The organism is Mesorhizobium delmotii, assembly GCF_900149755.1.
Lineage (GTDB): Bacteria > Pseudomonadota > Alphaproteobacteria > Rhizobiales > Rhizobiaceae > Mesorhizobium > Mesorhizobium delmotii.
The window spans coordinates 54,681-77,402 of record NZ_FUIG01000046.1 but is presented as its reverse complement, the minus strand read 5'-3'; the positions used below and the strand labels follow the sequence as shown (position 1 = coordinate 77,402).

The 22,722-nt window shown below is 62.1% G+C and carries 19 protein-coding genes, 2 tRNA genes and 1 pseudogene; 15 read left to right on the top strand and 7 right to left on the bottom strand.

Going from position 1 to position 22,722, the window contains the following annotated elements; all coding sequences use genetic code 11:
- Positions 1 to 96 precede the first annotated feature (96 nt).
- The gene (locus BQ8482_RS27845; protein ID WP_165848744.1) at positions 97 to 885 is read right to left on the bottom strand and encodes a DUF899 domain-containing protein; all 789 of its coding nucleotides are present in this window, start codon (positions 883 to 885) and stop codon (positions 97 to 99) included.
- A gap of 445 nt (positions 886 to 1,330) precedes the next feature.
- On the opposite strand from BQ8482_RS27845, the gene BQ8482_RS27840 reads away from it, so the two are divergent.
- From BQ8482_RS27840 to BQ8482_RS27810, 6 genes and pseudogenes are all read left to right on the top strand, one after another.
- The gene (locus BQ8482_RS27840; protein ID WP_123150528.1) at positions 1,331 to 2,176 is read left to right on the top strand and encodes an N-formylglutamate amidohydrolase; all 846 of its coding nucleotides are present in this window, start codon (positions 1,331 to 1,333) and stop codon (positions 2,174 to 2,176) included.
- A complete protein-coding gene (locus BQ8482_RS27835) occupies positions 2,173 to 4,071 on the top strand; it encodes a flavohemoglobin expression-modulating QEGLA motif protein (protein ID WP_123150527.1) in 1,899 nt (632 codons plus the stop codon). The genes BQ8482_RS27840 and BQ8482_RS27835 overlap by 4 nt, the downstream gene beginning before the upstream one ends.
- A gap of 9 nt (positions 4,072 to 4,080) precedes the next feature.
- On the top strand, positions 4,081 to 5,127 hold the full coding sequence (locus tag BQ8482_RS27830; protein WP_123150526.1) for a glutathione synthetase: 1,047 nt from the start codon (positions 4,081 to 4,083) through the stop codon (positions 5,125 to 5,127).
- 196 nt (positions 5,128 to 5,323) lie between these two features.
- On the top strand, positions 5,324 to 6,325 hold the full coding sequence (locus tag BQ8482_RS27825) for a 23S rRNA (adenine(2030)-N(6))-methyltransferase RlmJ (protein WP_123150525.1): 1,002 nt from the start codon (positions 5,324 to 5,326) through the stop codon (positions 6,323 to 6,325).
- A pseudogene (locus BQ8482_RS27820) lies at positions 6,289 to 6,908 on the top strand (alpha/beta fold hydrolase); the annotation flags it as partial. The gene BQ8482_RS27825 and the pseudogene BQ8482_RS27820, both read left to right, overlap by 37 nt.
- Positions 6,909 to 7,424: 516 nt before the next feature.
- A complete protein-coding gene (locus BQ8482_RS27810) occupies positions 7,425 to 8,036 on the top strand; it encodes a hydrolase (RefSeq protein ID WP_123150524.1) in 612 nt (203 codons plus the stop codon).
- Positions 8,037 to 8,445: 409 nt separating this feature from the next.
- Here the strand turns inward: BQ8482_RS27810 and BQ8482_RS27805 are convergent, their stop codons facing one another.
- From BQ8482_RS27805 to BQ8482_RS27795, 3 genes are all read right to left on the bottom strand, one after another.
- Positions 8,446 to 9,477, bottom strand: a complete 1,032-nt coding sequence (locus tag BQ8482_RS27805; protein WP_123150523.1) for an aldose epimerase family protein — start codon at positions 9,475 to 9,477, stop codon at positions 8,446 to 8,448.
- Positions 9,478 to 9,563: 86 nt separating this feature from the next.
- Entirely contained in the window at positions 9,564 to 11,021 is a 1,458-nt protein-coding gene (locus BQ8482_RS27800) for an NAD-dependent succinate-semialdehyde dehydrogenase (protein WP_123150522.1), read from the bottom strand.
- Between the two features lie 203 nt (positions 11,022 to 11,224).
- Positions 11,225 to 12,172 carry an AEC family transporter gene (locus tag BQ8482_RS27795; protein ID WP_123150521.1) on the bottom strand — a complete coding sequence of 316 codons (948 nt, stop codon included), beginning with the start codon at positions 12,170 to 12,172 and terminating at the stop codon, positions 11,225 to 11,227.
- A 167-nt stretch (positions 12,173 to 12,339) separates the two neighbouring features.
- Here BQ8482_RS27795 and BQ8482_RS27790 point away from each other — a divergent pair, with 167 nt between their 5' ends.
- Positions 12,340 to 12,888: a histidine phosphatase family protein gene (locus BQ8482_RS27790; protein WP_123150751.1), complete on the top strand. Its 549-nt coding sequence runs from the start codon at positions 12,340 to 12,342 to the stop codon at positions 12,886 to 12,888.
- A 758-nt stretch (positions 12,889 to 13,646) separates the two neighbouring features.
- Here the strand turns inward: BQ8482_RS27790 and BQ8482_RS27785 are convergent.
- Together BQ8482_RS27785 and BQ8482_RS27780 are read right to left on the bottom strand one after the other, a co-directional pair.
- Complete coding sequence (locus BQ8482_RS27785; protein ID WP_123150520.1) at positions 13,647 to 14,114, bottom strand: SRPBCC family protein; 468 nt, start codon at positions 14,112 to 14,114, stop codon at positions 13,647 to 13,649.
- Positions 14,111 to 14,350, bottom strand: coding sequence for a hypothetical protein (locus tag BQ8482_RS27780; RefSeq protein ID WP_244602997.1), 240 nt, complete (start codon positions 14,348 to 14,350; stop codon positions 14,111 to 14,113). Before BQ8482_RS27780 ends, BQ8482_RS27785 begins: the two co-directional genes overlap by 4 nt.
- Before the next feature lie 266 nt (positions 14,351 to 14,616).
- On the opposite strand from BQ8482_RS27780, the gene BQ8482_RS27775 reads away from it, so the two are divergent.
- The 8 genes from BQ8482_RS27775 (at position 14,617) to BQ8482_RS27740 (ending at position 21,510) form a co-directional block, all read left to right on the top strand.
- Positions 14,617 to 14,686: transfer RNA gene (locus BQ8482_RS27775), tRNA-Gln, on the top strand.
- Positions 14,687 to 14,691: 5 nt separating this feature from the next.
- Positions 14,692 to 14,760: transfer RNA gene (locus tag BQ8482_RS27770), tRNA-Ile, on the top strand.
- A gap of 346 nt (positions 14,761 to 15,106) precedes the next feature.
- Complete coding sequence (locus BQ8482_RS27765; protein ID WP_244602996.1) at positions 15,107 to 16,273, top strand: slipin family protein; 1,167 nt, start codon at positions 15,107 to 15,109, stop codon at positions 16,271 to 16,273.
- A gap of 174 nt (positions 16,274 to 16,447) precedes the next feature.
- Positions 16,448 to 16,729: an acyl carrier protein gene (locus BQ8482_RS27760; RefSeq protein ID WP_123150518.1), complete on the top strand. Its 282-nt coding sequence runs from the start codon at positions 16,448 to 16,450 to the stop codon at positions 16,727 to 16,729.
- 38 nt (positions 16,730 to 16,767) lie between these two features.
- The gene (locus BQ8482_RS27755) at positions 16,768 to 17,955 is read left to right on the top strand and encodes a beta-ketoacyl-ACP synthase (protein ID WP_123150517.1); all 1,188 of its coding nucleotides are present in this window, start codon (positions 16,768 to 16,770) and stop codon (positions 17,953 to 17,955) included.
- A 79-nt stretch (positions 17,956 to 18,034) separates the two neighbouring features.
- Entirely contained in the window at positions 18,035 to 19,306 is a 1,272-nt protein-coding gene (locus BQ8482_RS27750; RefSeq protein ID WP_123150516.1) for a beta-ketoacyl-ACP synthase, read from the top strand.
- Between the two features lie 142 nt (positions 19,307 to 19,448).
- Positions 19,449 to 20,477 (top strand): zinc-binding dehydrogenase, encoded by a 1,029-nt coding sequence (locus BQ8482_RS27745; protein WP_123150515.1) that lies wholly within the window; start codon positions 19,449 to 19,451, stop codon positions 20,475 to 20,477.
- Positions 20,478 to 20,514: 37 nt separating this feature from the next.
- Positions 20,515 to 21,510 (top strand): lipid A biosynthesis lauroyl acyltransferase, encoded by a 996-nt coding sequence (locus BQ8482_RS27740; protein ID WP_123150514.1) that lies wholly within the window; start codon positions 20,515 to 20,517, stop codon positions 21,508 to 21,510.
- 220 nt (positions 21,511 to 21,730) lie between these two features.
- Here the strand turns inward: BQ8482_RS27740 and BQ8482_RS27735 are convergent, their stop codons facing one another.
- Entirely contained in the window at positions 21,731 to 22,600 is an 870-nt protein-coding gene (locus BQ8482_RS27735; protein ID WP_165848743.1) for an SMP-30/gluconolactonase/LRE family protein, read from the bottom strand.
- Positions 22,601 to 22,722: the final 122 nt, after the last annotated feature.

Here is a 22,722-nt window from a genome sequence, read left to right as displayed (position 1 = left end):
GCGACCGCTCCTCGTAGCGGCGCTTCGCGCTACGGTCGATCGGGGACCCTCAGACCGACCGCCGACGCCCGTCGGATCCACCGGAACAGGCCTGGCTCATTGCTTCGTGTTCGCCTCCCGGAACGCCGCCTCTCCGGCGTCCGACACCTCGGCCCACTTCTTGTCGGCCGCTGGATCCGCGGCGTAGCTGTCATGCCAGTTCCACCACTTGTAGGTCGGGGTCTGGGGATAGCCCTCGGGCGAGTCCTCCCAGACCTCCTGCCGGCCCAGCGGGGTGATGTCGAGGTAGTTCCAGGTGCCTCCCATCTGCTCGTCGCCGCGGTTGTTGATGAAGTAGGTACGGAATACGCGGTCGCCGTCGCGGATGAACACGTTGTGGCCGTGCCACTCGTCCACGCCGAAATCGGCGTCGAAGCTGTCGGTGAGAGTGAACCACGGCATCTCCCAGCCCATCCGCGCCTTCAGCCGCGCGATATCAGCCTGAGGCGCGCGCGAGACGAAGACGAGGGTTGTATCACGGGCGTTCAGATGGGCGACATGGGCGACCTGGTCGGCCACCATGGAGCAGCCGCGGCAGGCATGGTCGGGCCAGCCGAACACTCCCGGCTCGAAAAAGGCGCGGTAGACGATCAGCTGGCGCCGACCGTCGAATAGGTCGAGCAGGCTGGCCTTTCCGTCAGGCCCCTCGAACGCATAGGTCTTCTCCACCGCCATCCACGGCATCCGCCGGCGCTCGGCGGCCAGCGCGTCACGGGCGCGGGTCTGCGCCTTTTCCTTCACGAGCAGCTGCTCGCGGGCCGCCTCCCACGCCTGCGGCGACACGACGGGTGGCGTGTGCATGGCAGGCTGTCCGCTTTTCCGTCCGCTCTTGGCTGATGAAGTCATGGCGTTGATACCTCCTGATTTGGGCGAATTTCCCGCGTCTCATGGCTGACACGCGGTTCCATTCGCTGCTCATCGCTCGTTGTTGGGCATGAGGTAGTTTGGCACCGGAAAGCGAACCGTGGGAGTAACAAGTGTGACGCTATTCCGATGCCGTCTTGACCGGCCAGCATCTGAAACCCTCCGCACGAAAAGACATCGGCATTTCAGATAGTTCCATCGGAACAAGAAAGCGGTACGGGACGTTACTTGAGGTCGGGGATACCGTCACGAGTAACACACTGGCCACAGCGGCGGACACGGCTGAGCACTTAAAGGAACGAACCACCGGCAAACTCAGGACGTTTGCCAAACGCAATTCGCAACTCGACGGAAACGCAGTTTGATCGCCAGCGTCCTCGGTCCCACCCCGAACACCAGATTGTCCGGCCGACCACGAAGCTCCGAAATGGCTTCGCCGATCGACAAAATTCTGGCTGGCGACGCCCCCCTGAAACTGGAAATCGGGGGAGCCGATTGGTGGACGGTTCATCGCGGCTTGTCGCCTATCCTGGGTACGGCCATTCACAACGGTCATGAGATCCGCGGTGCCGTCGAGGCGTTGCTGGCGATCTCCGACGACGACCGGTTGCGGGAGGAAGATCCTTTCACCGAGTTCGTCATTCGAGATGTACCCAACCGTATCGTATTCCACCGGTCGCGTTTCGAGGTCGACCTCAACCGCGCTCGCGAGGCGGCGGTCTACCTCTCATCCGAACAGGCCTGGGGCATGGACATCTGGAGCGAGAAACCCGCGCCCGAAACGGTCGAGGATTCGCTCCGTGTGCACGACGACTATTATTCGATGCTAAGACAGGTTTTACGCGGGCTTGAAGAGCGCCATGGACGTTTCGTCGTGCTCGACATTCACAGCTACAATCACCGTCGTGGCGGGCCAGACGCGGCGCCATCCGATCCGGAAACCGCGCCCGATATCAACATCGGCACCTTCTCTATGGACCGTGAACGATGGGCACATGTCGTTGAACCGTTCATAGCCGCGTTGCGCATGTTCGAGTTCCGCGGGCGCCGGATGGACGTGCGCGAGAATGTCGCTTTTGAAGGCAGGGGCGAGCAAACGCGGTTCATTCACGAAGCCTTCCCGGAGACCGGCTGTGCTGTCGCCGTCGAGTTAAAAAAATTCTTCATGGACGAATGGACCGGATTGCCCGATCAGGCCGCGCTGGTCGCGATGCGTGCTATGATCCGTTCAACGCTGCCGATCCTGGAGGATAGACTGCAAGCGACGAGATGAGCAAAGCGCGAGTAAGCGACAGGCCGGCGAAAGCGCTCGATATGGCGCTTGTAGAAGATGTTCTCGCCGATATCGACGCTGGGAAACCGGTTCGGCGAGATCTTGAAGGTGGCGGGCGCCTCCACATCGATCGCGCGCTTCCCTTCCTTTGCGTTCATTTGATCGACGGGCGTGAAGACGATGCGGCGCGGGATGTGGCATCGTCCAACGCGTCTTACCTTATCACTCCCGATCTGGATGCCGCCGTTCTGGTAATCGAAGCCATAGGCTCCGCCATGGCGAAACGCTTCGGCGCCTTCGTGCTGCTGGACGTCGGCGAGTTGGAACGGGATAGGCTACTCAGTGATGACGCCCCGTTTCTTCCACCTTTCGAGATCACGCTTTCCGCCACCGATCAACGAGCGATCCGCACTGCCCTCGACAGCTTTGCTTCGGCGGTCGAGAGCGTGGAGGTCAAGTTCCGTTCTCCGCGTCTCGATAAACGTCGTTCAGCGGACGACCCGCACGCGCGCCTTGCTGCGCGTCTCATTGGCCTTCCCTGTCTCACCGTGCGTTTCGCGCCGATCTATCGACAGCCCGACTCCGACGAGATCTATCCCGATCTGCGGGCAAGACTGATCGCCAATATCTTCGATGCCGGACTGCAGGCCATTGCCGCCTTCGTCAAAGCCACCGGCATTCTGAGCCTGCCAACGCACCGCGCGCTCGGAAGGCAGGCCTTCGTCGACTCAGTCAGCCGCGCCGATCGGAGCATCGACGACATCGTGGCGACCTTCGACTTTCTTCTGGCTGTAACACCGATCAACGCCGACGCGGCGTGGCGGGAATTCGAGGCCAGCAGATTCCAGCATGCGCCAAGGTTCCTCTATCGGCCGCTGGCCGTTCAGGTGGATGTCGAGAAGAGCAAGCTCTTCTCGATCGACTTCGATCGCTTTGAGGATCCCGTGCTTTTCAACCTATATCGCGAAAAGCAGCAGGAACTCGATCTGCAACTTTCGATGCTCTCCGCCCGGGAGACGACACGTTTCGTCGAGTTGGGCCGCGCGCTCTACGGGCGTGTCGAGCCTGCATTGTTTGATGCTGCGAAAGACATTCTGGCGAAAACGGCGAATGCAGGAGGCAACCAGGTGGGGGATGGCGAGCACGGCGAAAGCGCCGATTGCTTTTTCGTAGAGCGCCAGGCGCGTTCGATGATCGAAATCTATCGCAGGCAGCATTCCGGTTTCGAACCGATTATCGAATTGCGCGACGATCTGCCGGCTGGCCTGATGGTTTCGGGTTCCCGCCTTCTAATCTCACGCAGTACAAACATGGCGCGCCACAGGGTCGAGGCGCTGCTCAGCCATGAGATCGGTGTCCATCTGCTGACCTACTTCAATGGGTCGGCTCAAGGGCTGCGCCTCTTCCGATCGGGCCTTGCCGGATATGAGGGCGTGCAGGAAGGGCTCGCGGTCTTCGCCGAGTATCTGGCAGGCGGCATGACAAGAGGGCGTGTGCGTCTCATCGCCGCTCGCGTGGTTGCTTGCGCGGCCATGCTCGAGGGTGCATCGTTCCAGGAAACCTTCCTGGTTCTGGTTCGCGACTACGGTTTCACCGAAATTGGCGCTTTCAATCTGACCCTTAGGCTATTTCGTGGTGGTGGCCTCGCGAAGGACGCGATCTACCTGCGCGGCCTCTTCGAGGTGCTCGACCATCTCGGAAAGGGCGGAGCGCTCGATCCGTTCTGGATGGGGAAGATTTCGGCGTCGCATTTTGGTGTCATGCAGGAATTGAACCTGCGCGGCCTGCTCAGGGCGCCAGAGATAACGCCTGCCTTTTTGTTCGATCCGCAGGCAGAGCGGCGTCTCGAAAAGGCACGATCGGGGCTCTCGCCAGTCGAAATGATCGCAACCTAGGGGCTCTTGATGCGCATTGCATTCTTCGTCAATTCGATCGAACGCGAAACGCCTCACTATACAACCACCTTGCTCGCACTGGGGGCGCTCAGCCGCGGTCACGAAATCTCCTATCTGACGCCCGACGATTTCGTGCTGCGTCCCGACGACAGCCTCATGGTCCGCGCTATCACTTTGCCGAGCTCGACTTACAAGAAGCCGGAGACGCTGTACAAGGATTTGCAGAGCGACAGGACCGAGATCAAGACGATCGACGTTCGCGAGATCGACATCATCTTTCTGCGGAACGACCCCTCGCTGGACGCCGCCGATCGCCCGTGGGCAGTGAATGTCGGCGCGATGTTCGGGCGCCTTGCGGCCGAGCGCGGCGCGCTCGTCGTCAACGATCCGGGTGGGCTGGCCCTCGCTCAAAACAAGCTCTACTTCCAGGACTTTCCCAAAGCCGTGCGACCGGTCACGCTGATTTCCAAGAGCATCGAAGAGATCCGCGCCTTCATCAAGCAGCAGCCCAAAGGCGCTATCGTCAAGCCACTGCAGGGATCCGGCGGCAGGAACGTCTTCAAGATCGACTCGCCAAAGGACGCCAACCTCAACCAGATCTTCGAAGCGGTCAGCGGGGAAGGCTATCTGATTGCGCAGGGCTACCTGCCCGAAGCCAAGGCCGGCGATGTCCGTCTCTTCGTGATGAATGGAAAGGCGCTGGAACGCGACGGCAAATATGCCGCCTTTCGCCGCGTGCCTGCAAAGGGCGAGGTTCGCTCCAACATCCACGTCGCGGGCACCGCCGAGCGGGTGGAGGTAACGAACACCATGCTTTCCGTCGCCGAGATGGTGCGACCGAAACTCGTTCAGGACGGGATGTTCCTCGTTGGGCTCGATATTGTCGGAGACAAGCTCCTGGAGATCAATGTGTTCACTCCTGGCGGGCTTTCGAGCATGTCGGAAATGTACCAAACAAATTTTGCCGAGAGCGTGATCATCTCCCTCGAAAACAAGCTTTCAATACGAGCCGCTTATCCCGCCTCGATGTCCAATCGAGAACTCGCTGCATTATGAATTGTCGAGGCATTGGAACCGGCGACATGCCTCGAGTCCGCTGTTCCCCTCTTCATTGGCGGCGCTAGACAGATGGATCCGACGTTGGCTTGATCGTGCCAGATTGGTTCGTTCCGACCTTCTCTAAAGCCGCCCTTCGATCTAAGACCCTCGAAGTAGACAGTCGGCTCATGCCAGGGAAAGGCATCGAACAGGGATGAACTATCGACACGCGTTCCATGCAGGCAACCACACCGAGGTTTTCAAGCATGGCGCTTTGACGCTCATTCTTGAACACCTATTGCAGAAACCCGCCCCGTTCGCCGTACTTGATACACATGGGGGTATCGGCATCTACGACCTGTTCTCAGAAGAAGCTCTGCGAACCAACGAACGGGATGCGGGGGTGAATAAGGTCTTTGGCAAGAAACTTTCGTCGGCGCCCATGTACTTGAAGACTCTCGAAGACCTCATCGCACAATCCCTAGGAGTCTATCCCGGCTCACCGGAGCGAGTCAGGCATGCCTTGCGGGAGAAGGACCGCCTTATCGTGTGTGAGTTGCATCCAGAGGACGGTTCGCTGTTGAAGGAGCGATACCGGAAGGACCGTCGTGTTTCCGTCCACCAGAGAGACGGCTACGAGGCAGTCGGGGCGATGCTGCCGCCCCCGGAACAGAGGGGATTGGTTTTCATAGACCCTCCATTTGAGCGAAAGGGCGAAACGGATCAGATCGCGACTGCGCTTCAATCGGGGTATCGCAATTGGGCAACTGGTATCTACGCGATCTGGTACCCCATAAAAGATGCCATCTTGGGTGACCGCATCGCCAATGCCGCTGTCGGCGCTGGCTTCAAAAACGTGCTTCGTACTGAGTTCTGTCCGTACCGGCGTGACGGCGTCACTTTGGCGGGTAGCGGTCTGGCTATCTGCAATCCTCCCTGGATGATCGACAACAGGCTCCAGCGCCTCTGCCAGGAACTCGCCGCGCTTCTTGGCGGTACTCGCACAACTTCGGCTCTTAAGGCGGGGGATAAGGCGCTCGGCGCCGTCCCGAATAATTCGGGCTTTTGGGACATACGAAAGTTCATAACGAAGGCAGCAAAGGGCCTCGACGGTGCGACGCAAGTGCCAATTCAGAGTTCGATTGGTGGCGCATTATTGGACGCGCGAGATGCCGCCAGCAAGGCGCCGACATCGCAGGCGTTCTCGACGCGTTGAAGATTGAGCGCGCCGATCTGGTCGCCCACGATATCGGCAACATGGTCGGCTACGCCTTCGCTGTGCAGAACCCGCAGCGGGTGACCCGCTTCGTGCTGATCGACGCGCCGGTTCCAGGGATCGGGCCGTGGGAGGAGGTTCTCAAGAACCCGCTCCTCTGGCACTTCCGTTTCGGTGGGCCCGACATGGAGCGGTTGGTCGCAGGGCGGGAGCGGATCTATCTCGACCGCTTTTGGAACGAGTTCTCGGCCAATCCAGCACGGTTCACCGAAGGCTCGCGGGCCCACTATGCCAAGCTCTACGCCCAGCCGGGCGCCATGCGCGCCGGCTTCGCGCAGTTCGCGGCGTTCGACCAGGACGCCATCGACAACAAGGCCTCACTGGCCGCCAACGGCAAGCTGTCCATGCCGGTGCTGGCCATCGGCGGCGAGAAGTCGTTCGGACCGATGATGGCCACGGTCATGCCTTCGCCGCGAGCGACGTCACCGAGGGTGTAGTCCCCGACTCCGGCCACTGGATCATGGAGGAGAATCCGCAGGCGACGGTTGCGATGGTCCGCGGTTTCCTCGGGTCGAGGCCATGAGCCTCGGACAGGGGGCCGCCTGGGTCGCCGCCCTGATCGTGTGCACAGCGCCGATCGCAGCCGCGTCGCAGGAGCTGAGGCTGACGCCCGCCGAGATCGCCGCCGCGCTCGCGAAGGGCGGCGCCGGAGCCGGGACGTCGGGCGTCGCCGGCATCCAGACGACGGTCCTCTATCGCGATCCCACGAAGCCGGTGCTCTACGTCATCGAGATCCGCATACCGGCGAATACCCGCATCGCCGCGCACCGGCACCGAGACGACCGCACTGCCGTGGTGGTGTCGGGAACCTGGTGGTTCGGCTATGGGCTCGCAGCAGACGAGGCCGCCGTCAAACCGCTTCCGCCAGGCAGCTTCTACGCCGAGCCGGCCGGCCGAGCCACTTCGCCCTTACCCGGGCCGAGCCCGTGGTCGCCTACATCAGCGGCGTGGGCCCCACCGACACCCAATTCACCGATCCCGCGGGGACGCCGAACCCTTAAGGCCGCTCGACCGCTTCAACCCAACGCCGGAGACACCTATGGCTTCGCCCCGCACCATTCGCGACCCGCTCGCCGACCAACTGCTTACACCGGAAAATGCTGCTCTGGTGATCATCGACTTCCAGCCCGTCCAGGTCGCTTCCGTCGTCTCCATGGAGCGGCGCGAACTGGTGGCCAACGTCGTCGCGGTGGCTAAGACCGCCAGGCTTTATGGCCTGCCCATCGTGCTCTCGACCGTGAATGTCGCCACGGGGCGCAACCAGCCGACAATCCGGCAGCTGACCGAGGTTCTCGGCGATGTCGAGCCCATTGATCGGACGTCGATAAACGCCTGGGAGGACGTGGACTTCCTGGCTGCGGTGAAGGCGACGGGCCGGCACAAGCTGATCATGGTGGCCCTCTGGACCGAAGTCTGCCTGGTCTTCCCGGCGCTTGACGCGCTTCGGGAAGGCTATGAGGTCTTTCACGTCGTGGACGCCGTCGCTGGCACGTCCGAGGAAGCTCATCGCGCCGGTCTGGAGCGAATTGCCCAGGCGGGCGGGCAACCGATCACCTGGATTCAACTGGCCTGCGAGCTGCAGCGTGATTGGGCGCGGGAAAAGACGACCGCCGGCTTCTCAGAGATCGTCTTCGCCTCCATCCACCCCTGAGCGCCGGCCCGGCGCATCGATTGAGGTCTCCGAGATGGCGATCTGCTGCTGCCGCTAAGCGGTCGTCCACCGCAGCTGCGTCAACGGCCGCTAGCCACCCCCTTGGGGACGTTGGACAGCCGGGCCAGCAAAGTCCGCAACGGGTCAGGAACGCTGGTTCCGCTGAATGTCGGCTTTCAAGATTGCGATATCGCTGCCAGAATGACCGCTTCGGGTCAACTTGCATCATCCCGGCTATCGGCCTTCAAATGTCCGAGAAGGGTCCGAACTCGATCGCTGACAGTGATTGGGTTCCGATCCGAGAGCGTCGCGCGTCCAATGCAAGCGCAAAGGACGCTCTTTGAACTTTGCGCATGATCCTTTCCGGACCGAAGGTCGGCACAGCAAAAGCCGGTACCGGCTTCCGGGCTCAGGCGCCAGGCAGTCGGAACCGGTATTCCGTCACATGGTGGTAGATCTGGCCCGGCCATAGCGTGGCCTGTGGGAAATACGGCCGGTTCGGCGCGTCCGGCCAGACCTGCGGCTCCAGGCAGAAGCCCGAAAAAGCCTTGTAATGACGTCGTTCGAGCCCCGGCGAAGGCGGCGCCAGATACTGGCCGGTATAGAGCTGGACGCCCGGTTCCGTGGTCCAGAGCTCCATCTCGACGCCGGAATTTGCCCCTTGCGCCCATGACGCCAGCTTGAGCGGCCCGCGCGTCGAGGCAAGGCAGAAATTCAGGTCGTAGGGGAGCTGCTTGCCCTCACCCTCCATGCGCAGCGGCCGCGCCTGGCGGAAATCGAATGGCGTGTCGTCGACCGGCTTCACCACGCCGGTCGGGATCAGGTCGCCATCGACTGGAAGATAGGCGCCGGCGTTCAGCATCAGCCGGTGGTCGAGGATGTCGCCGGCGCCGCCGTCATCCAGGTTGAAATAGGAATGCTGGGTGAGGTTGCACAACGTCGGCTCCTCGCAGGTGGCGGTCATCTCGACGCTGAGCGTGCCGGGGATTTTCAGCCTGTAGGTGCAGGTCACGTCGAGCGCGCCGGGGAAGCCCATCGTGCCGTCGGGATCATGCAGCGTCAGCGTGACAAAATCCTTGCCATGCAGCGAAACCTCCCAAGCCCGGTGCGAAAAACCTTGCGAGCCGCCATGCAGCGTGTGTTTGTCGAGAAAGTTGCGCTCGGTCTGGTAGCGCTGGCCGGCGATGGTGAAACGGCCATCGCGGATGCGGTTGGCATAGCGTCCGACGACGGCGCCGAAGAAGGCCGTGTCCGTCTCATAGGGCTTGAAACTGCTATAGCCGAGCACCAGCGGCGCATCGTGGCCGGCTAGGCGCAGATCCTGGATGATGGCGCCCAGCCCGATGATGTTGGCGGTGAGGCCGCCGCCGCGGATGCTGAAGCGGCGGATGGCCTCGCCAGCTTGCGTCGTGCCAAAAACCTCGCCGTCCTTCATCGCCATGTCCGAAACGCCAGTTGGTTGATCGATCCCGGCTGGCCGCCTTTCGGCCGGCTTGGGTCTGTTGATAGTCGACAGGCCCTGCCCGATCAGAGGCCGAGGCCGCCGATGCAGACATATTTGGTGTCGAGATAATCCTCGATGCCCTGATGTCCGCCTTCCTTGCCGAGGCCCGATTCCTTGACGCCGCCGAACGGCGCCTCAGGCGTGGTGATGAGGCCTTCATTGACGCCGACCATGCCGTATTTCAGCCCTTCCATAACCCGGAAGGCGCGGCCGAGATCGCCGGTGTAGAAATAACAGGCGAGGCCGAATTCGGTATCGTTGGCGAGTGCCACGGCTTCCTCTTCGGTTTCGAACTTGAACACCGGCGCGACCGGGCCAAAGATCTCTTCCTTCATGAAGCGCATCTTCGGCGTCGCATCGGCGATCACCGTCGGCTGGAAGAACGAACCGCCCAGCGCATGGCGCTTGCCGCCGGCGACGACCTTGCCGCCCTTGGCGGTGGCGTCGGCGATCAGTTCCTCGACCTTTTCCACCGCCTTCTCGTCGATCAGCGGCCCCTGCTGCACGCCGTCATCGAGGCCGGAACCGACCTTCAGCCCGTTGCTGGCGGCGGCGAGCTGTTCGACGAACTTGTCGTAAACGCCGGCCTGAACCAGGAAGCGATTGGTGCAGACACAGGTCTGGCCGGAATTGCGGTATTTGGCGGTGATGGCGCCGGCAACGGCACGCTCGATGTCGGCGTCGTCGAAGACGAGGAACGGGGCGTTGCCGCCGAGTTCCATCGACACTTTCTTGACAGTGACGGACGACTTCTGGATCAGGATCTTGCCGACCTCGGTCGAACCGGTGAAGGTGATCTTCTTGACCAGAGGGTTGCCGCAGATCTCGTCGCCGATCTCACCGGCGGCGCCGGTCAGGATGTTGATGACACCCTTGGGGAAGCCGACTTCCTCGGCGAGCGCGCCCCAGGCGAGGCCTGAATAAGGCGTCTGCGAGGCCGGCTTGACCACCGCGGTGCAGCCGGCGGCAAGTGCTGGGCCGAGCTTGCGGGCCAGCATCGAGGACGGGAAATTCCACGGCGTGATGGCGGCGATGACGCCGACAGGCTCCTTGGTCACCAGGATGCGGCGGTCCGCCCAGGGCGACGGCACGACATCGCCATAGGTACGGCGGCCTTCTTCGGCGAACCACAATATGTAGGACGCGGCCGAACCGATCTCGCCCTTCGATTCGAACAGCGACTTGCCCTGCTCGATGGTGAGCAGTTCGGCCAGCACATCCTGATTGTCCATCATCGCGTCATGCAGCTTGCGCAACAGCTTCGAACGCTCGAGCGCGGTGGTCTTGCGCCATGTCTTGAAGGCGGCGTCGGCGGCTTCGATGGCGCGGCGCGTCTCGACCTTGCCCGACTTCGGCACGGTGCCGATCTTGAGGCCGGTGGCCGGATTGTTGACGTCGACCGTCTGGCCGCTATCGGCCTGCACCCACTCGCCATTGATGAGATTGGCCTGGCGCATGAAATGGCTGGTTTTCTGAAGCATGGTCTAGCCTCCGTTCGGCGCGCTGACGGGCCGCTATCTGGATTTCTTTGACGGGCGTGCGCACTGGCATCGATGCCGGCACGCCTGGAGCCACTGCTCTTTACCTAGGGCAAGCCCCGCAATCAATCGCAAGATGGCATATAGGGTTTGGGCCAGCCAAAGCGAGGCCGATTTGCGCCCCAAATTGCTATCCAAACACGTTGCTATCCAAACACGTGGACCACCACCGTCAGCCAAAAGGCCGTGGTGACGACAGCGCAGGCGGTGGCGATGGTCATCTGGTTCGATGCCAATGCCTGGCCGGTGTTGAACTGCGTCGCGATCAGGTAGGAATTGACCCCGGATGGCAGCGCGGCGGCCACGACCGCGACCTTCGCTGACAGCGGCGGCAGGCCGAACAGCCAGACCAGGCCGAGCGCGACGGCCGGCATCAGCATCAGCTTCAGCGCCGACAGCGCCAGCGCCGGCCGCACGTTGCCGGAGATGCCGAAACGGCACAGGCCAAGCCCCATGGCAAACAGCGCGACCGGTCCGGCGATATTGGCCAGCGCGTCGACCAGCCGGACGGCCAGCGCCGGCAATGGCAGGCCGGTGATACGCCATACCCATCCGGCCAGGATGCCGATGATCAGCGGATTGGAGAGCAGCTTTCGAAAGAAGCGCCGGATGATGCGCAGCGGATGCACATGCTCGTCACCGCGGCCAAAGATTTCAAACAGGATGATCGACGCCATGATCATCGTCGGCAGATGCACGGAAATCAGCAGCGACAGCACTTCGAACCCACTTGGCCCGAATGTGCCGAGGACGAATGGAATGCCGAGCAGGACGAGATTGGAAAAAGCCGACGACACGCCGCCGACGACCCCCGCACGCGCGTCGCGCCCGAACACCCGCGTGATGACCAGGTGGCCTGCGGCCCATGTGACTGCGGCCGCCGCGAAATAGGCTCCCCAGAACAACCAGGGCGCGGTGCCATGGAAATCGGCGTTGACCATGGTGCGGAACAGAAGCAGCGGCATCGCCACCCCGACGGCGAATTCGGCGATGGCCTCGCCCGCCTCGGCCTTCAGATAGCCGGTGAGCCCGGCCAGATAGCCGAGCGCGACAAGGCCGAAGACAAAAAGGACGGTTTCGATGAGTGGAGACATTTTTCTCCTGATAGGCGAGCCGGCATTGCAGCGCAATCGCCCCGCCTTGCGAAGCGGCCTGCCCTCGCCAACAACCGGGCTTGGTCATGCCTTGTTTTTCAGCCGGCTTTGCCGTCCCTATATGCGGTCACCGGAACCCACCTCCGGTGACCGGAAAAGGACGCCTGATGCTTCGATCTGTGCTGGCTCTATTGCTGCTCGTCATTCCCGCCGCGGCCCATGCGACCGAAGCCGGCTGGGCGCTGTTGCGCGACGGCGGACATGTCGTGCTGCTTCGCCATGCCATGGTCACAGGCACCACCGATCCGGCGAATTTCGACATCGAGAAATGCGCCACCCAGGTCAATCTCTCGGTGCGCGGCAAGCAGCAGGCGCGCAAGATCGGCGCGCTGTTCGACGCCCGCGCAGCGCCGGTCGAGCGCGTGCTGTCCAGCCGCTATTGCCGCAGCCTCGACACGGCCCGCACGGCTTTCAGAGAAGAGCCCGAACCCTTCGCCCCGCTTGACCTGCTGAAGACCGACGCCAGCGAGAAAGCCGCCCAGCTCGAGGCGGTCATGAACGAGATCCGCGCCTATTCCGGCTCCGACAATGTGGTCATGGTCACCCATCTGGAAAACATAATGGCGCTCACCGGCATCTCGCCGCGCGAAGGCGAAGCCGTGATCGTCGAGCCGCAAGGCGACGGCCTGCGCGTGCTCGGCCGCGTCACCTTTTAATCTGCGCATTGGGTCACGGCTTCCCCTTCAATTTTCTCCGAAGGAAGGCGGAGAAGGGTCGAACCCGGTATTCAGCTTAGGGTACCAGCGCTAGATTTTCACCACTCGCGAACGGCTTTCAGTGCGAGCGTCGCCTGCTGGAGCTGCGTTAGTCAGTCGGAGGCTAATGGTATTTTTAATGGAACGCTAATATACATGGATGCTCGAACGGGCGGCGGCCTGCCAAACTTGAGGAATGCCATGCGAAGATTCATCTTCACGGCAATGTGTATCGCCGCCGCAACAGCCGCTAGCGCCCATGATTGGTACGAAGACAAGGTTGACCCGCAGACGAAATTCCGGTGTTGCGGTGGTTCTGATTGCCGTGCCATACCTCGGTCTTCGGTGCGGTCCAGGATCGACGGTGGTTACACTTACTTGCCGCATAATTTCAACATCCCACGGGACCGTGTGCAGGAATCCCCAGACGGCCAATACCATATCTGCGAGAATACCTATGTCGTAACTAATCAGCTGTATTGGCGCTGCTTTTTCGCACCTCGTGCCACGGTCTCTCTACTTCTCCCACGTTAAGGTAAATATTGCGCGTCGCTGCCGGGATCGACATCGGCAAGGTGCGCAGCTGTGGCAAATTCGGTCGCGCCGCCCGCTGCCCTGAACGGACGTTCGCGTTCGCTACACGGGAAAGCATTCTATAGCGGATTGTCCGGTCCTGGCGCACCTGGCTCGTTCCAGCAACCACTGCGGATGACGGCTAACTACCCGCTGTCTAGCGTTAGATTTCGCACTTGCAGCCACGCATCGATACGGAGCTTCCATGCCTCGATCATGTGCGCGAACGCGTCCTCCGTCAGCTCGGACAGATACGATATTCCTGCCGTGCTCAAGGCAGTGAAAGTGTAGGCAATCGACGCCTCCGTGCCTCCGTCAGCGGTCGGGCGGCAGGCCACCTCGACAAATCCGAAACGCGAATCCGGCGTCACCCGGACATAGCGGATGCGATGCGCCAAGGGGTCCCAGTCCGTGCAGGCCCAGAGCGTGGTCTCATCACCGTGAGCGGTCCTGAAGACCATGCCCTGGCGCGTCTCCCCGTCTTGTGGATGCAGAAATTCCGGATCCCAGCCGTCCACCCACAGGGTCTCCCCAGTCGGCGTGAACAGCGGAAAGACGCGGTCGACCGGCCCCGAAAGCACGATGCTATGAGTGCGCTCAAGATGGTTCGTCACTCGTCCTCCCCGCTCGTTTCCGAAAAACGGTGGCTGTCTGCCGCACTGAGCTCCAGCCCGTAGATGCGCTTCAATTGGCCGATTGTTTCCAGGGTCGTCGGGGAAAACGGCGTCTGGCCTTCGAAGGCATGCAGCACGATGCCCTCGATGAGGTCACCCAGGCTCATGTCGCGATGCTCGGCCAAGGCCTTGAGCACCTTCACCAATCGTTTTTCCAGGCGCACCCCGGTCTGCACGCGTTCTATCATTCTCACATTTTACCATGGTACGTTGGTACCAACAACCACTTGCCCCGGGCCAATCGTAGGTGTTGCAAAAATACCACCGCTGAAGGAAGCCGCGTCCAGCCACAACTATGCCGCTTGCGACAACCGGTCGCAGCGGCTATAGGCGCGCTCCCGGTCACGAAAACCGAAGCGAGCACAAAGGTTGGAGCTTTTGCCTCCGCCCGCGCAGCCGGCATTGCCGACCTGTGTACGGCGCCGTTTCGGGGATTGGGATCGCGGATGTAGCTCAGCGGAAGAGCGCCGGACTTGGTCCGGAGGTCGGGGGTTCAATTCCCTTCATCTGCACTTCGGATAGCTCAGTTGGTTAGAGCATCAGATCGATAATCTGACTGTCGAAGGTTCAAATCCTTCTCCATTGGCCTCGAAAGCCAGCACCTTCAGGTGGTGTTATCTGAAACGGTCCGGGGACTGGAATGCGAAAGACCTGACGGACGGCCCACGCCCTTGGGCGCGGGCCGGACCCGAAAGTCTGACGCCATCGGCTCGCGGCCAGGCCCGCGGTGACGATCAAGGCGCACCAATGCCGGCAAGGGAGGTCAAGGCCTCCGGCGCCCGCTTCGGTGCCTCGCGATCCGCTCCCGAAGGCTCGCCACGGGCGGATGCCACCGGTCCCCGGATCGTTCGTGCCCGGAGTGAAGCAAGAAGCGACGTGAAACGAGAAACGAAAGGACGATCGACGCATGATTTGACGCCTCGGAAGGGGCCATGCCCGACAGGATGAAGACCATGACGACCATTCTCGATAGGATTCTTGGGCGCGAGCGCGTCCTCGTAAGGGAAAACGAACGTGCCATCACGCTCTACAAGGGTGAGATCAAGGCTGTTCTGGTGCCGGGCGAGCATTGGCTCGCCAACCGGCGTCGGAGCCTTGAAGTGTCGCGGCACGATCTGAAGAACCCGGAATTCGTTTCGGCGTACGAGAAGGCGTTGTTCGACAAGCTCCCGGATGCGGCCGCGCGTCATTTCACCGTCGTTCGCACCGGGCGCACGGAAGTTGCAGTCATCGAGCGTGACGGCGGCCTCCATGCCGTTCTGGCGCCGGACCGCAAGCTCGTCCTGTGGACGGATGCCGGACCGTGGAAGGTGACGGTGATCGATACCGCCACTGACCTCGCGATCGATCCGGCTGTGATGCGCCGGCTCGGCCAGGCCCGAAAGGCGGAGCTGATGTCCGTCCATCCGGTCGTGGACGGGCAGGCCGGACTGCTGTTCGTCGACGGCGCCCTCGTGCGGACGCTGACGGCGGGCGTGCACGGCTTCTGGAACGTCGGGCGCATGGTGCAGATCAAGGTCGTCGACCTCAAGCGCCAGTCGCTCGACGTCGCCGGGCAGGAAGTGCTGACCAAGGATCGTGTCACGATCCGCGTCAACATCGCCGCCGAATACCGTGTCGTCGATGCGGTGCAGGCGGTGAGTGCTGTGAAGGACTTCTCCGAAGCCCTCTACCGCGCCCTGCAATACACCTTCCGCAAGACGCTTGGCGCGCTGACGCTCGATCAGATCCTCGAAAAGAAGGTGACGGTCGATGAGGAAGCCGCCGGGAAGGTCCGTGCCGACATGGCCGAGATCGGGATAGAGGTCAGCGATATCACCCTCAAGGATGTCATCCTGCCGGGCGAGATGCGCGAGATCCTCAACCAGGTGGTGTCGGCCGAGAAGCAGGCCGAGGCCAACGTCATCCGCCGTCGCGAGGAGACGAACGCCACGCGTTCGCTGCTCAACACGGCCAAGGTGATGGCCGAGAACCCGGTGATGCTGCGGCTGAAGGAGCTCGAAGCTCTGGAAACCATCGCCGGCAAGGTCGAGCGGCTGACCGTCCACAACGGAACGGGCGGGCTGCTGAACGACCTGGTCAAGCTCCGCGACAGCTGAGCGGAAGCAACATCATGGGAAGGGTCGCCGGGCCAACTGGCGGCTCTTCTTGCGTTTACGAAGTGGGTATCCCATCTGCGCCCGGCGTTCAGGTCTTTTCCTGCCCGGAAAAACCGATTAGACAGCGCCCAAACACATGCGGACAGATTCCGCCCGCAACCGAAGGAAAAGCCCTTGTCCACCACGTTCGACAAAGTCGCCAAGATCATCGCCGACACCAGTGAGATTGATATCGACACGATCACCCCTGAAAGCCACACTATCGACGATCTCGGCATCGACAGCCTCGACTTCCTCGACATCGTCTTTGCCATCGACAAGGAATTCGGCATCAAGGTGCCGCTGGAAAAGTGGACGCAAGAGGTCAATGACGGCAAGGCCTCGACCGACGAATACTTCGTCATGAAGAACCTGTGCGCCAAGATCGACGCACTGGTCATGGCCAAGAACGCCTAAAATGGTTCGTTTTCAAGCCTGACCCACAATAGCCGCCCATGAACGCCCACGACGTCGTCATATCAGGCATCGGCCTTGTCTCTTCGCTGGGAGAAGGCCCGGATGCGCATTGGCGCAAACTCGTCCAGCCCGGCCTGGAACCGGTGCTCGAAGCCGCGCGCTTCTCGCCCTACACCGTCCACCCGCTGCCGGAGATCGACTGGAATCTGCAGATCGCCAAGCGCGGCGACCAGCGGCAGATGGAAACCTGGCAGCGGCTCGGCACCTACGCCGCCGGCATGGCGCTGGACGACGCCGGCATCAAGGGCAATGACGAACTCTGCACGACCATGGACATGGTGGTGGCTGCCGGCGGCGGCGAGCGCGACGAGGCGGTCGACGCCGATATTCTCGCCGCCTCGGAAAGCCGCAACGACCGCGACGTGCTGCTCAACGAGAAACTGACAACCGAATTGCGGCCGACGCTGTTTCTGGCGCAGCTTTCCAACCTGCTGGCCGGCAACATCTCGATCGTCCACAAGGTGACCGGCTCGTCGCGCACCTTCATGGGCGAGGAAGGCGCCGGCGTCGCCGCCGTCGAGACGGCCGCCGCGCGCATCCGCTCCGGCCAGTCGACGCATATACTGGTCGGCGGCGCGTTCCAGACCGAACATTCCGACATGCTGCTTGGCTACGAATTGGCCGGCTACCTGCATCGCGGCCCCTGGAGACCGGTCTGGCAGAGACAGGGCCTGGACGGCGGCGGCGTGGTGACTGGGTCAGGCGGCGCGTTTCTCGTCCTGGAACAGCGCGAACATGCGATCAGCCGCGGGCGAAAGATCTATGCCGAACTCGGCCCGGTCATATCCGGACGCGCAAAACGCCGGCAGGGCGAACTCGATGGCGAGATTGCCGCGCTGCTCAGGCAGGCGGCATTGCCGAACGGCGAGTTGCTGACGATTTCAGGCGCTTCGGGTGCCCATGCCGCTACTGCTGCCGAGAAATCGGCGCTCGACGCCAATCCGGCGATTGCCGCACGCGGCTTTTCGACGCTGACCGGCCACATGAAGGAAGCGCAATTTCCCTTCGCCGTGGCGCTGGCGGCACTGGCTGTCGAACGCAAGGCCGCCTACCCGGCATTTGACGCCGCCACCGAAAAGCCGTTCGACGGCGTTCCCAGGACCGTCCTTGCAACGGCAATCGGCTATCACCAATTCGAAGGTTTGGCGTTGGTCAACGCCGCCTAGAGCATCGGACCGAAAAGTGTGAAGTGCGGTTTTCGGATGATTCCGATGCTCCAATAAAGGAACAGGTCCAGGACAAGTCATGACCAATCTGAACGACCACATGGGCAGGCCGACCGTCGCCGTCACCGGTATCGGCGTGGTGACTTCGCTGGGCGTCGGCAAGGCCGACAATTGGGCAGCGCTCACCGCGGGCAAGTCCGGCATCCATCCGATCACCCGCTTTCCGGTCGACCATCTGAACACCCGCATCTCCGGCATGGTCGATTTCCTGCCGTCGAGCTCAAAGGGCGCCAGCCTTCTTACCTACGATCTAGCCGAGATCGCCGCGCAGGAAGCCGTGGCCGAAGCCGGCCTTGATTCGGGCGATTTCGGCGGGCCGCTTTTCCTCGCCTCGCCGCCGGTCGAACTCGACTGGAGCGAGCGCTTTTCGCTCTACAATTCCGACAAGCACGACATCGGCGCCGAACGGCTGCTTCGCGTGGCGCGCGGCTTGAAGGGACTCGATGTCTTCGAGACCACCCAGTTCGGTTCGATCGCCGACCGGCTCGCCGACCGTTTCGGGACGCGCGGGCTGCCGATCACGCTGTCGACGGCCTGCGCCTCGGGCGCCACCTCGATCCAGCTCGGCGTCGAGGCGATCCGCCGCGGCGAATGCGACCGGGCGCTGTCGATCGGCGCCGACGGCTCGGCGACCGCCGAGGCGCTGATCCGTTTCTCGCTGCTTTCCGCACTCTCCACGCACAACGACATCCCCGAAAAGGCGTCGAAGCCGTTCTCCAAGGATCGCGACGGCTTCGTGCTGGCCGAAGGCTCGGGCGCGCTTGTGCTGGAATCGCTGGAGGCCGCATTGGCCCGCGGCGCGACCATTCTCGGCATCCTGCGCGGCTGCGGCGAGAAGGCCGACGATTTCCACCGCACCCGCTCGAAGCCGGACGGCTCACCGGCGATCGCGGCGGTTCGCGCCGCCCTCGCCGATGCCGGCTTGGGCGAGGACGAGATCGATTATGTCAACGCCCACGGCACCTCGACGCCGGAAAACGACAAGATGGAGCATCTGTCGCTGTCGACCGTCTTCGGCGAGCGGATCGGCTCGATGCCGATCTCGTCGAACAAGTCGATGATCGGCCACACGCTGTCGGCGGCCGGCGCCGTCGAAGCCGCGTTTTCGCTGATGACCATGCGCGAAAGCGTCATCCCGCCGACCATCAATTACGACAATCCCGATCCGGCGATCGTGCTCGACGTGGTGCCGAACCAGAAGCGCAACGCCGAGGTCGGCACGGTGCTGTCGAACTCCTTCGGCTTCGGCGGCCAGAACACCTGCCTTGTCATGGCGCGGGAACCAGTCTAATGCATGTCGCCCAAAAGTGCGAAGCGGTTTTGGGACAACGACATGCATAAAAAACAAAAGCTTAAAGCGCGTCGGCTGAATCCTTTTCATCGCGCCGCGCTATAAGCGAGCCTTTTCCCGCTCAACAGAACCGACAGGCTCCATGCGCGCATTGCAACTTATCGAGGACCGCCGCCTTGAAACGGTGGACCTGCCGCCTCCGCCGCAGCCTGCGCTGGGCGAAGTGATGCTGCGCATCAAGGCCGTGGCGCTCAATCATATCGACGTCTGGGGCTGGCGCGGCATGGCCTTCGCCAAGCGCAAGCTGCCGCTGGTCGTCGGCGCCGAAGCTTCAGGCGAGGTCGAGGCGGTCGGCCCCGGCGTCTCCAACCTTGTGCCCGGGCAGCTTGTGTCGATCTACGGCGCGCGCACCTGCGGGCTTTGCCGCGCCTGCCGCGAAGGCCGCGACAACCTCTGCGAGCATGTCTCGGGCGTACACGGCTTCCATCTCGACGGCTTTGCGCAAGAGAAGATAAACCTTCCGGCGCGCCTGCTGGTCCCTGCCCCGCCCGGCGTGACCGACATTGGGGCGGCCGTCGCGCCCGTCACCTTCGGCACGGTCGAGCACATGCTGTTCGACAATGCCAGGCTGCAGCCCGGCGAAACCATCCTGATCCATGCCGGCGGCTCGGGTATCGGCTCCGCCGCGATCCAGCTGGCGAAGAAAATGGGCTGCACCGTGATCACCACGGTCGGCTCGAACGACAAGATTGACAGGGCGAAGGCGCTTGGCGCCGACCATGTCATCAACTATCGCGAGGACCGTTTCGAAGGCGTCGTGCGCAAGCTGACGAAGAAGAAGGGCGTCGACGTCGTCTTCGAGCATGTCGGCGCCGACACCTTTGCCGCCTCGATGCTGTGCCTGAAACGCGGTGGCCGCCTGGTGACCTGCGGCTCGACCTCGGGCGTGTCGACGCAGATCAATCTGATGCAATTGTTCCAGCAGCAGCTGAAGCTGCTCGGCTCCTTCGGCTGCCGCATGCAAAACATGGCCGACGCCATGCAGAAAATGGCGGCGGGGCTGGTTTCTCCGGTCATCGACACCGAAGTCGACTTCGACGGCATCGACGCCGCGCTGAAGCGCATGGAGGGCCGTGACGTGTTCGGCAAGATCATCCTGCGCATCGGCTGACCATGATGTTGCTGTCTAAAAACATCACGGTCTAGGAATGGTCGGCAACGCCTTCAGGAAGCTCCGCCGGGACTTGGCGTTCCGCCACGGCAGGCGGCTGCGCCAGTTCAACTACTGGTTGCTTGCGCGCGTCGCGATGACGATAATTTGGCTGCTGCGTCTGCTGCCGGTCGACAGCGCGCTCAATTTCGCCGACCGCGCCGCCCGTCGCATTGGCCCGTGGGTGGGGCGCCACAACGTCGCCATCGCCAATCTGCGCAACGCCTATCCGGAAAAGAGCGACCGCGAGATCCAGGCCATCGCGTCCGACATGTGGGGCAACATGGCTCGGCTCGCCGCGGAATACATCTTTCTCGACGAGCTGTTCGACTACGATCCCGCCGCGACGAAACCCGGCCGCATCGAGGTCAAGGGGATCGAGCACTTCGTGCATATCGCCGAGGAACCGACGCCGCATATCATCTTCACCGGGCATCTCGGCAATTTCGAACTGCTTCCGGTCGCGGCAGCCACATTCGGCATGAACATCACGGCGCTGTTTCGCCCGCCCAACAACCCCTATCTTGCCGACTACATCCTCTCGACTCGCCGCTCGACCATGGGGTCGCTTCTGCCCTCCTCCACCGGCGCTTCGTTCGCGCTGGCGGCAGTCCTGGAGAAAGGCGGCAATATCGGCGTGCTCGTCGACCAGAAATTCTCGAGCGGGCTCGAAACGACATTCTTCGGCCGCCCGTGCGAAAGCAACCGGGTTCTGGGCACTCTGGCGCGGCACTATGACTGCGATGTCTATCCGGCGCGCTGCGTGCGCTTGCCCGGCAACCGCTTCCGGCTCGAGATCGAGGACAGACTGAACTTGCCGCGCACCGCCGGCGGCAGTGTCGACGTCCACGGCACCACCCAGCTGCTCAACGACGTGGTCGAGCGCTGGGTGCGCGAGGATCCCGGCCAGTGGATGTGGTTCCACAAAAGGTGGGAGATCAGCGGCCCGCGCGGAAAGCATCGCCAGGCGAGACAGCGCGGCGAAGCCGCCTGAGCGGCAGGACGATGAGAGGCAGCGCAAGCGCGAATCGATTGCCCTGCAACTATGGGTAGTTTCGACTTGACAAGTGACGGCAGTTACGCTAGGAATTTAAGCACAATGTTGATCTGCGCCCCGCCCACTGAGGCGGGTTTTTTGTTTCGGCCGGATCGCTCGACCGCCGCCCTGTTCGGCCAATTGGGGAGAGGACAATGCGAGCCTCTTCTCAAGTTGCTCAATCCAATCGAGTTGCGACCAGCTTGCCGTCCATCATCATCGGGATGATTGCCAGCTTCTTTTCTTCCAGAAATTCCAGATCGGCGCTGCCTTGATTGAGGTCCATCAGCTGCTCGACTTTTCCATCCGGATGAATGCGAAAGAGCACCCCTGCGACCCAATCCGTGACCAGCCAATTCCCGGCTCCGTCCGATTCTAGACCATCTAGATTTCCAACAGGCTCGCCGGACCCGATGTCAGAGATAGCCTTCGTGTTCAGGTCAATCGCGATAAGGTGGCCAGGTGTCTTGGACGAAAAATCCGGCTGGATATCGCGACCCCAGCCGGCGACGAGGAGGCGACCGTCTTCGACGCGCAGACCGTTCGGATGCAGGAGATCCTCGCTCTCGAGCCAGACGGAGAGAGCTTGATTGTCCAGAACATAAATCCTGTTCGCCAGCATGTCGGAAGCAAAGACACGACCCGCCTCGTCGACAGCGGGATCATTGAGGAACTGAGCGCCTTCTGCAGGCCACGTTCCAGTGATCTGACCGCTCTCGACGTCGACGGCCATAAGCCGATCGATGTCGGTGACGAAAAGCGTGTCGCCTTGCATCACCAATCCCTTGGGCGCGTTAAAGCCGGTCACCCACTCGGCTGCTTGCAACTTTCCGTCAGGCGAAACCTTCGAAAGGTATCCGACCCCATCCCTGGCGGCGGGGTCGCCAGCAATGTTGGAGACGTAGAAGACATTCCGCTTGGCATCGAAAAATACGCTCTCGGGGGCCTTGAAGCCGTCAAGCGACCAGACCTCCTCGGCTTTCGCAGGTGAACCCGCCAATCCTAGTAGTAGAATCATAAATAAACCTGACTGCAGCCTGATCATCATAGCCTCCCTGTGTTGTTTATCTGACGCGTTCAGGTAAAGTGCAGCCGCACATTGCATAGGTGGCTTTGCAACTCTTACGGTTGGCTGCTTCGATTGCTCTGACGAGTCTGTTTGCCAAGCAG